Origin of the sequence: Mesorhizobium sp. M1342 (assembly GCF_040317955.1) — a bacterium.
Classification (GTDB): domain Bacteria; phylum Pseudomonadota; class Alphaproteobacteria; order Rhizobiales; family Rhizobiaceae; genus Mesorhizobium.
In genome coordinates, this window is the sequence record NZ_JAMYLI010000008.1 from 220,179 (window position 1) to 230,189 (window position 10,011).

Here is a 10,011-nt window from a genome sequence, read left to right on the forward strand (position 1 = left end):
TCACCCGCATGAAGGCGAATGACGCATTTGACAAATTTACGCAAAACAACGGGGGTCGTATCCCGCCTATTGGCTGACCGCGTCGTCGTCATCCTGCAGGCCGATAATAAGGGCGACGGCACCACCGACGGCGGCGCCGCCCAAGAGAACCGGCAGCATGCCAGGTTCTGAGCTGGCGGGTACGATCGTCGCAGATGGTGTCTCAAGCGAAACGCACATGCCGCCTTCGATAGGGTCGACCTTGACGGTGGCATTGGCTGGAATATCGAGCGCGCAATTGGCTCCGATAGCCAGCGAAGCAGACGCATGCGCCCCGGTCATGATGCGCGCGCCCGCATACACCGGCGCCTCGGCATCCACCCCTGCATAGCCGCTGGCCTGGGACATCTGGACATCACCCCGGACCTGCGTAAGACGACCTATCGCGTCTTCGGACGCCGGCACGGGCGCAAGACAGGAACAGGTTTGCTGAGCTACAGCCTCGGGAGCGGCGAACAGGACGCCCCCTGCGACGAATGCAACAAAAGCAAAAGCAGCCCCGAACCGATGGCAACTCATCATTTTACCCCACCAAAACCTGTAACTCGCCCTGTTGGTACGAATTACAGCCCGCCCCGCTCCAAGCAATAGAACAATATGGTTAACAAACCCAACAAACCAGCCGGCCCCGCCAACCTATCCAGACCCTTCTCTACAGCGGCCGACGCCGCCATATCTTCGTCAGCGGCTGACGCCGTTGTCGTCGTCCTGCGTCGCCGCGAGCACGCCAGACGTCAGAAGCGCCCCGGCGAAAATCGCCTCCGGCGGACCGAACCCAGCGCCGCCCCCGGAGGGCTGAATAGCAGCCGTCTGCTCCGAGCCGACAAGCTTGAGGCAAATGTTGTCGCCAAGGCGGGAAACGTCGAGGCTCGAATTGGCCGAAACCTCCAGATTGCAGCCGCCGACCAGAACGGAGGCCTCGCCCTTGGCGCCAACCACCACACGGCTGCCGAAATCGAGCGCGCTTCCAACCTTGGCAGCGCCATAGCCCGCCGTCTGCGACACCATCACATCACCGATGGCGGAACGGATGGATCCGATCGGGTTTGCCGAACCTTGATAGGGTGTCGCGCAGCTGCACGAAGCATCCTGGGCAAACGATGAAGCTGGACCAAACCCGATTGACACGACAAATACGGCAAGCGCAGTTTTAACCACAAGGTTCATCAGTCTTCGATCCCTTCTTGCTGCACCACTTCAGACGCACCCAGTCAAAGGCAGTGCATCAGCGCGTACCAGTTTTTGGCCACAATTCCAACCTGTTTCGCGCGCGCGAAGCGATTTAAGCTGATGCGTGTCTGTCCGAGCACAGTACTTTAGCCAAATCGCATTAATAGTTTTCGACTAACTTTCACAGGTTTCTTATTATCGGGCAAAAATTTGACGTCTCCTTTCTGTGGTGACTGGCTCGATAAGATTTGACCAAGCTGAGCGCGCCAAACCTTCCGACACCCAAGCTAATATATTGAATTATAGATACATTTTCGGTGTAGATATTCCTGCTGACAGCATGTAATTCGAGATCGGCTCGATACCAATCGCGGCCAACGGGGGTAGACGGCCGGCTCGGCTACCCATTCCTCATCTCTCGGCCATGGAGATCTGGCTCCATGCCCCCACCTCGATCCAATTCACCAAGTCGACGTGCCTCAGACTTGGAGCCTTTACCGCCTATTTTGGCCGTACCACGTTCCCTTGCCGGTTCCATGTTGGGCCAGATGGTTCGCTTCGACCAGAATGGCCAAGTGTTTTTTGACGGTATTTCGGTTTGCACCTGTCAAGTTGACGATCTCGCTGATGGTTATGCGCCCACGCTCATTGATGGCCTCAACGATTTGCAGCGAGAGTTCGGGCAACGTGCCGAGCACAAGGCGCTCCCGCTCGATTTTTTTCTCCAACCTCCGCTTTTGCTGCTGCAGAGCGCGTAGGAAATACACAGCCCATGGCTGCCAATTGGGGTTCGGGCTGCGGATCGTCTTCTGGGTCTGGCGTAGCGCCAGATAGTAGCCTTCCTTGCTGTTCTCAATCACGCTTTCGAGGGAAGAGTAAGGCACATACGCATATCCGCTGCGCATCAGCAGGAGCGTCGTCAGAACGCGCGACAGCCGTCCATTCCCGTCCTGGAATGGGTGTATCTCCAGAAACACCACCGTGAAGATTGCGACGACGAGCAGAGGGTGAAGGCTTTGCTCGTTGAGTGTGTCGCGTGTCCACTCGACGAGCTCTTTCATCCGCTTCGGCGTATCAAAAGGCGTCGCCGTTTCGAAGATGACGCCGATCTCTTTTCCGTCGGCATCGAACGCACTGACATTATTGGCAAGTGTCTTATATGCACCGCGATGGCGTTCATCCTTGTTGCTGAACGCCAGCAGGTCACGGTGTAATTGTGTCAGGTGGTTTTCGGTCAGATCAATCGCATCGAAATGTGCGAAGATCATTCCCATGACCTGCGCATATCCGGCGACTTCCTGCTCGTCTCGGGACTCAAAGAATTTGATGTCGAGGTTGGCGAGCAGCCGCTCCACTTCGCCGTCAGTAAGCCTGCTTCCTTCGATACGGGTAGAAGAGCCGATGCTCTCGATGGTCGCAACGCGGCGCAGAGCCGATAGGCGCTCCGGAGCGAGCGCGCCCATCGCTCGCCAAGCCCCTTTGAATTCGTCGATCTCCGAGACCAGGGCAAGGATTTCGGTGGTAATTTGCAGAGAGTCGATCTTCAGGGTCATACCCACAAATATACCCACAAATACCCGAAAATTCAAGAACCGACATACCCAAGAAAGGACCCATAAATACCCAAATACGGGCAGCCGGCCAGCTTGAGAACAAGACCCACTCACTTCGCCGCAAGAGGCTCCGGTCTTTACTGGCGACCTGCTCAGCAAGGTTTGTACGTTGCGCCGGCCTGAACCGGCTGGCCGCAGAGAATTCCGCCCTGCGTAAGTATGGTGGCCAAATCTTCGCCCTCGGCCGTCAAGCACTGCACAACAAGGGTATCGCCAACCCTGGAGGCGATCTTGCCGTCGCAAGGTGTTCCGGCACCGACAGGTTTGCAGGCCAGGACGAGCCCCTGGTAGTCTCGGCGCGCCGCTTCCGTCACCAGGAGGCGCATAGCCTGAGGCCTGGAAAACGCCGCTCCGCACAGCAGGATCTTGCGACCGCCGACGCGTAGATCATCGACCGATGGGATTGCGAGCTTGCCGTCAAACGGCTTGAGCTCGGCTACCGGCTTCGCGGGGGACGGGCCGCCCCTCTGCATCACGATGATGCCCAGAAAGCCAACACCAAACAAAACAGCCACGACGGCAAGCAACGCTATGCTCCTGACTGACAAAACCATCCTCCATCCGACCCTGTGCGGCCGGTCCGCTCATTTCGTCGCAAGGGCGCTCAGTCTTTCTATCTGCTGCATGTACTTCTCGATGACGATCGTTTCCGAAAACTGCCGCTCGACCTTGTTTCTGCTCTGTGCCCCCATCCTGTCCCTGGACGAGCCGTCCAGCCGCGCAAACTCGACCATCTTGCTCGCAAGGTCATCAGGGTCCCTCACCTTGCATAGGAAGCCATTGACGGAGTGGTCCACCACTTCCCTGCATCCTGGCACGTCGGTTGCGATCAGCGGCTTGCCCATCGCAGCCGCCTCGAGCAGCGAGCGCGGCGTTCCCTCCCTGTAAGAGGGCAGCACGACACAATCGGCGGCACGCATGAAAGGCCGCACATCGTCGGTGGAGCCGAGATATTCGACCAATCCCTCGCCAACCCATTTTTCCACGTGCTCGCGGCTGACCGCGGTCCGGTTTTCGACATCAAGAAAGCCGAGTAGCTGGAAACGCACTCCGGGCACCTCACGGCAAACCCGACGGGCCGCCGTGATGAACTCGCCGACACCCTTGTCCCAGAGAAGCCGGGCCACGAGAAGAAAGACGATGGCGCCAGACCCGGTGCGCGCTTCGGACAACGGGGCAAAACGCACGAGGTCGATCCCGGAGCCAGGCAAAAGCGCGGTTCGATCCTTGCGAACCAGACGTTCGTCGACGAACAGCATCCGGTCATCGTCATTCTGGAAGAAAACCATTTTGGAACGGGCCAATGCCACCCGGTACAAGGCCTTGGCAATCCTGAGCAGCAGACCACCGCGGACGAACGCCGTCCCCAATCCCGAAATGTTGTTGATGACGGGAATGCCGTTCAGATTGGCCGCGATGGAGCCGAACACATTGGGCTTGATCGTGAAGCCGACAAACGCCAGCGGTCTCTCGCGCCGCAAGAGACGCCAGTAGCGCCACAGAAGGACCAAATCCCGCAACGGTGACGTGCCGGAATTGTCCATGTCGAGTTCGACATAGCGGCAGCCCATGGCCCCAATCAGCGGAGAATACTCGTCTCTCGGCGCGACGACGACCACGTCATAGCCACGGCTCCGCAGCGCCTCGATCAGTCCCTTGCGGAAATTGACGACATTCCAGGATGTGTTTATCGAGACGACTATCTTGTTGCGAGCAACGGCCGTCATCTCTGCCCACCCGGATATGACGACGGCGCTCTCAACAGCATATCCGCAAACCGATCCGGCGATCTTTCCGACAAGGTCTTTCCGTACAAGGCCGACCGATCACCGACTTGAATGACCTTCAGCAGTGCTTCCGCAATTTCCGACGCGCCAAAGCCGGCTGAAATCTCCAGGCCCGACAGCATGTCCAGATCTCCCGCACAGGGGGTGGTGACGATGCCGGGAATCCGGCAAGCCATCATTTCCAGAAGGACGTTGGGAAATCCCTCCGTCGCCGACGTAAGCAAGCCGGCACGCGCAGCGCGAAACAGCGGAAACGGGTTGTCTCTCTGGCCGAGCAGATTTAGTCGCGAGGCCAGATCAAGCTTGCCGGCGCGGGCTCTCAACTCCGCTTCCATGGGGCCAGAGCCAACCATGGTCAGCTCATAATCCTCGCCGGTCCTTCGTCTGACTTCGGCCAGCACATCAACCGCGATCGTCGGACGCTTCACATCGATCAGCCGGCCGCACCAGACTATCTGCGGACGGCGGGAAAGTATCTCGGCGTCGTGCCCGGACAATGCCTGCATGGACATTTTGACGATGAGATCTTCGTCGACCGGGTTGGGCAAAGTACACAGCTTGGCGATTGCTCGCCGGGGCAATACGTCACGCAGGCGTTCATTCATATAGCTCGTTTGCGCGACTATCATGTCTTGGCTGCCATAGGCAGCGTAGAGCGCCTTGTAAGCGAGCGCGCGAGGACCCTTGAAGCGATCCAGAAGTACCGTGGACTCGCGGGCGACCAGCCTATGGCTGCGGAGAAGTCCAATGCTTCGGGCGGCAGCCAGAAACGAGTTTACCCGTGCGTGACTCGAGAACACCAAATCGTACCGACGCCGGAGCAGCCGCGGGGCGAGCAAAAACTCGCTCATGGCCTTGCCGCCGCCAAAGCCGTAGCTGCACCGAATTCCGTCCTGGTGTGATCCAGCGGCCTCGCCCGCCGCCTGGCTACCCAAGAAACCGATTTCGACGTCCCAGTCGGGTCGCCTCGCGAGTGCGCGCGCAACAAGTTTCAGGATGGTTTCGGCACCGCCTCTTCTGTCGAGCGGAATGGCGATCAGCGCGAGCTTCCTTTTCATGAGCCGCGGGAACTCACTGTTTTCGCCGAAAGACATAGGCGTAGGTTTCCGCGGCATCCTTGCGGAGAAACAGGGCCGAAACGCCTAACCAGATGCGCCAGGCAAGAAAGGCCGGCACGAAAAAATAGAAGTAGGAGCTTTTCCAGAACAGACGGCGCTCGACAAGTTCCAGGTCGTTCCGTTTTGCGATTGTCTCGACGTCACTGGGCAAGCACTTGTCGTAGAAGGCCGGAAACCCGTCATGACCCATGCCCTTTTCAGGATAGATCGCAAAAAGCAGCCGTCGCTTCATCCCCTCCGGCAGGACCCGATTCAATCTGGCAAAAACGGCGTTGCGCGAGGGCGAGAAAATGGCAACCATGCCTCCCGGCTTCACGCAACTGGCAATGCCGCGCAGGGCACCCTCGCCATCACGGACGTGCTCGAGCGTTGCCTGGCAAATGACGACGTCAGCATCGCCCCTCCCCCTAAACGAGGTAAGGTCCGCTTCAATCTCCTCGTCGTATATTCCGCGTGGCGCTTTCGACAACTCTTCCGCGTCGAGGTCGAGCCCAACGACAAAAAGCCCCAGGCGCCGCTTCTCCGAAAGACTGACGAACGGCCTGGCACCCCCGCCAAGATCGTAAACCCGTGCGTTTGAGGTAAGTAAGGGAGGTGCTATCTCCGTCGCAAAGGTCCGGTTGCCGTCGATGCGAAGGCGCCGCGGCAGAGCACTGTCCAGGAGCTCGGAAATGGCCACATTCGCGCGAACAAACTTTCGCAATATCGACACTGCTTCACCACCGGTTTCGTCTGGCGATCTGCGCCCACTCGGATTTGACATCCGCGCTATATCCTGTGGAAGACGTAGAGCCGCGTATGATGCGAAAATGGGCCGAGCAACCGGTCCGCGGCAGCACGCAAACCTCTCAGGATTCCATTCTTGCTGTCGTACCAGGCCTGCATCGGCTTGGAGAAAAATGTCTCGTCCTTCAGCCCCTTGAAGCCTCCCCTTGGCTGTGATCCCAGAAGCTTGAAGCCGTGCTGTTCGAAACTGGAAACAATCGAAGACGGCTCAAGAACGAACTGGTAAAATCCGGCCTGTTCACCTGAAAACCTGGGATAGAGACCCATTCTGATCTTCAGCCGTCGGAGAGGAGAAATGCTCGGCACTGTCACGAAGGCAACTCCTCCTGACCGGATGATGCGCCTCATCTCCAATGCGATCTCATCGTAACCGTCGAAGAAGTGCTCGATCACCCCCAGGGACCACACCCCATCGAAGAATTCGTCCGCGAAGCCCGTTGCTCGAACATCCCCCACGGTCACTTGCAAATGGGGCGCGGCACGGTTCACCATCCTCACGGTCTTCTGCGCGAAGTCGATCCCGTAGGCGGAAAAGCCTGCCTGGTGGAGGCCATGGACCGTATTGGCCAAGCCACATCCAGCGTCCAGGACCTTGGCCGATCCGGTCAGATATCGCTTGGTGGTTTCAACGACAAAGCGATCCGGCCTCAAGACAATCCCTTCGGCCCAGTGAGAATCCCAATAGTCGTCATCAGCCACCGTGCCGACATGGGCGATGCGCCTGTTTTTCTTGTCGTAAAATGCTTTCTTCTCATTCATTTCTGGCATCCGGCCCGACCACCAAAACGGTGCGCTGTTTCGCACCAGGCCCTTGGTCTGCAATCACATTCCTCAATGCGAAAAAGGAACAGGCAGCGGCAACGACATATCCGAACAAAAATGCCATTTCACTGCCAAGCGGCACCCGCCACCAAAGGCCCAATGCCGCCAGACAACAGCAAGCCAACGCCCCTACCGCGTAGGAGTAGGTCAACGTCATCGTTTTGCTCGACCGAAGCGCAAACGGATCGATGATCACTTTTTTCGTTCTGTTGACCAAAACAGCACAAGAAACGATCCCGAACACCACAGGATCAAAAGACTTCCCCAGCCACCCGGATGCATGGCCCGAGAAAAACAGGCCAACTATTCCGGCCGCCGCCGCGGTCGCAAAAATGAGTGCGATGGCCGCTCCCTCGAACAGTCCGCGCCGAAACTCCCTGACATTTTCATTTGCGGCGCTGAGAAACGCCCTTGGCACGAAAACGAAGCTGGCCGCATTCATGAAGAAGCCGACGGACCGTTGTGAAAGATCGACACAAAACGAGAAGACACCGAGATGGGTCTCGGAGCCAAGCAACAAAACTATGTATCGGATGCCGACAAACACGCCGCTCTCGGCCAGATTGCTCAACACAAATCCCCAGCCAGTGACCAGAGACCCGGCAAGATAGGAAAAGCCAGGCCGTCTCAGATTCCTAGGTCCCAGCAAGGCAAATGAAATCAGCGCTCCGACGAAATAGCTGAGCGAAAAGGCTGCAAGAGCCGAGCCTACTTTCGCATCTCCGACAAGCAGGACTATGGCTCCTGCCTGGTATGCGACGGCCTGGCCAATCGCCGACCAACCGTACGCCCACAAGCGCAGTTGTGACCTCAAAATCTCTTGAAGTGCGGTGTGCAAGCCGAAAGAAACGATGATGGTCGCGGCAACGGCATTGCCAAATCCCAGCCACGTCAGTGCCAGTCCAGACAGGACGACAAACAACGCCACAACTGCCAGCACGGTCAAGATGGACGATACGTACTCTCTACCCATTCCCGCGGCATGCATTTTTGCGGAAACCGGCATTATCGAATAGGTCGCGACCCCAAAAACAAGTGTCGAAATAAATGAAACTGTTGCAATCGTCGTGCTGAAAATACCGTACTGTCCAGTCTCCAGATGGCTGCCGATGTACAGCAACGTCGCTATGTTCAGAAGACCAGGAACAATTCGTATTACGATGGCTTCCACCAACTTCCACAGGCTGGCTTCTTTCATGAAGTCACCCGCACGAATGACCTCTTGAGCAAGAACGGGAAACTCAAGGCACCAAAGCTCAAACAGGCAAGAACCGCCTTGCCCAGGAACCGAACCGACCGATATCGTCCTAGCCAGAACGCCTTGATGTAGTTCAAGTTCAGCAACAACATCGGGTACGCATTTTGCCGCTGAAGAAGCCGAATCCTTGCCGTCATCCCCTCCGGCAAATATCGTTTCCGTCCAATCTCGACATTGACACAGATAACGTCGTATTCGATCGCCAATCTGGACCAGAGAAGAGATGTTGGAACACGGCGGAACCGCCCCGCTGGGGGCACGGCAACCCGTTTAAGCAAAGGAGTTTTGATGACCTCCTTCTTGTCGCCGACCACCCGTTCGTCGGCCCGCATCTTTATCAGGTTTGTCCGTTCCGACGGAAATGGCTCTGCTGCCGTCTCTGGGTGGCCAAGAGCCATCGAGAACACAAAACCCGCAATCTTCTCATCGACACTTCTCTGCGAGAGGTGCTCACAGACTTCCGGCAAGCGATCGGTGAAGAGATCGTCGTCATCATCGAAGACCATGCAATAGTCGCCAGTGGCGGAAGCAATCGCCGAAAACATCGCGCGGCCTCTGCCGTCATTCGGGCCGGTGGTGACCACCAAACTGGCATCGCGAGATGCGATTTCCGCAAGCGCTTCGTTCGTTCCGTCGGTCGAACCGTCGACATGGACACATATCTGCAATGGGCAGTTCGTACGCAGCAGTTGCTGAACCAGCGCCGCAACGCGATCACGCCGATTGAACGTGGGGATGCAGACGCTCAATAGCGCCTGGGACTGCATTGGATTGCAGACTGCCTGTTTGCGAGCCGTATCGATTCCATCTGCTCCTGGTTACGTGATCATGGAACAGCGCGGATCAGCCGGGAAACGCCGAGCCTTATCCCCGCCCGAAATACGCCTGGTACCACTCGACGAACCGGCCGACGCCCTCGGTCACTGTCGTCGTCGGGCGGTAGCCGACCGCCTGCTCCAGCGCCGAGGTGTCGGCGAAGGTATCGGGCACGTCGCCGGGCTGCAGCGGCAAAAGTTCGACGATGGCTTTGCGGCCCAGCGCGTTTTCCAGCGCCTCGACATAGGCGGTCAGCTTCACCGGGTTGTTGTTGCCGATGTTGAAGATGCGCCAGGGGGCGCTGCTTGTGGCCGGATCGGGACGGCTGGAGTCCCAGGCGGCATTGCCCGTGGGCGGGCTGTCGCTGGCGCGGATCACGCCTTCGGCGATGTCATCGACATAGGTGAAGTCGCGCGTGTGGTTGCCGTTGTTGAACAGCTTGACCGGCGCGCCGGCCAGGATGTTCCTGGTGAACAGGAACAGCGCCATGTCCGGGCGACCCCAGGGACCATAGACGGTGAAGAAGCGAAGCCCGGTCGTCGGCAATCGGAACAGATGGCTGTAGCTGTGCGCCATCAGCTCGTTGGCGCGCTTGGTCGCGG

11 protein-coding genes are annotated in these 10,011 nt (G+C 58.0%); all 11 read right to left on the reverse strand.

Annotated elements, in window-relative coordinates:
* Nucleotides 1–66: 66 nt before the first annotated feature.
* Entirely contained in the window at nt 67–387 is a 321-nt protein-coding gene (locus NKH06_RS10825) for a hypothetical protein (protein WP_352441356.1), read from the reverse strand.
* 333 nt (nt 388–720) lie between these two features.
* Nucleotides 721–1,047: a hypothetical protein gene (locus tag NKH06_RS10830; RefSeq protein ID WP_352441357.1), complete on the reverse strand. Its 327-nt coding sequence runs from the start codon at nt 1,045–1,047 to the stop codon at nt 721–723.
* 656 nt (nt 1,048–1,703) lie between these two features.
* Nucleotides 1,704–2,762, reverse strand: coding sequence for a Fic family protein (locus tag NKH06_RS10835; RefSeq protein ID WP_352441358.1), 1,059 nt, complete (start codon nt 2,760–2,762; stop codon nt 1,704–1,706).
* Between the two features lie 152 nt (nt 2,763–2,914).
* Complete coding sequence (locus NKH06_RS10840; protein ID WP_127295725.1) at nt 2,915–3,349, reverse strand: hypothetical protein; 435 nt, start codon at nt 3,347–3,349, stop codon at nt 2,915–2,917.
* A 57-nt stretch (nt 3,350–3,406) separates the two neighbouring features.
* On the reverse strand, nt 3,407–4,549 hold the full coding sequence (locus tag NKH06_RS10845) for a glycosyltransferase family 4 protein (RefSeq protein ID WP_352795236.1): 1,143 nt from the start codon (nt 4,547–4,549) through the stop codon (nt 3,407–3,409).
* On the reverse strand, nt 4,546–5,703 hold the full coding sequence (locus NKH06_RS10850; RefSeq protein WP_352441360.1) for a glycosyltransferase: 1,158 nt from the start codon (nt 5,701–5,703) through the stop codon (nt 4,546–4,548). The genes NKH06_RS10845 and NKH06_RS10850 overlap by 4 nt, the downstream gene beginning before the upstream one ends.
* On the reverse strand, nt 5,681–6,490 hold the full coding sequence (locus NKH06_RS10855) for a class I SAM-dependent methyltransferase (protein WP_128302898.1): 810 nt from the start codon (nt 6,488–6,490) through the stop codon (nt 5,681–5,683). Before NKH06_RS10855 ends, NKH06_RS10850 begins: the two co-directional genes overlap by 23 nt.
* A gap of 5 nt (nt 6,491–6,495) precedes the next feature.
* Nucleotides 6,496–7,272 (reverse strand): class I SAM-dependent methyltransferase, encoded by a 777-nt coding sequence (locus NKH06_RS10860; protein ID WP_352893030.1) that lies wholly within the window; start codon nt 7,270–7,272, stop codon nt 6,496–6,498.
* Nucleotides 7,265–8,533 (reverse strand): MATE family efflux transporter, encoded by a 1,269-nt coding sequence (locus NKH06_RS10865; RefSeq protein WP_352893032.1) that lies wholly within the window; start codon nt 8,531–8,533, stop codon nt 7,265–7,267. Before NKH06_RS10865 ends, NKH06_RS10860 begins: the two co-directional genes overlap by 8 nt.
* Complete coding sequence (locus NKH06_RS10870) at nt 8,530–9,360, reverse strand: glycosyltransferase family 2 protein (protein ID WP_352893034.1); 831 nt, start codon at nt 9,358–9,360, stop codon at nt 8,530–8,532. The genes NKH06_RS10865 and NKH06_RS10870 overlap by 4 nt, the downstream gene beginning before the upstream one ends.
* Nucleotides 9,361–9,457: 97 nt before the next feature.
* Nucleotides 9,458–10,011, reverse strand: a 554-nt coding sequence (locus NKH06_RS10875) for an NAD-dependent epimerase/dehydratase family protein (RefSeq protein ID WP_352893036.1), incomplete at its 5' end; no start/stop codon positions are given.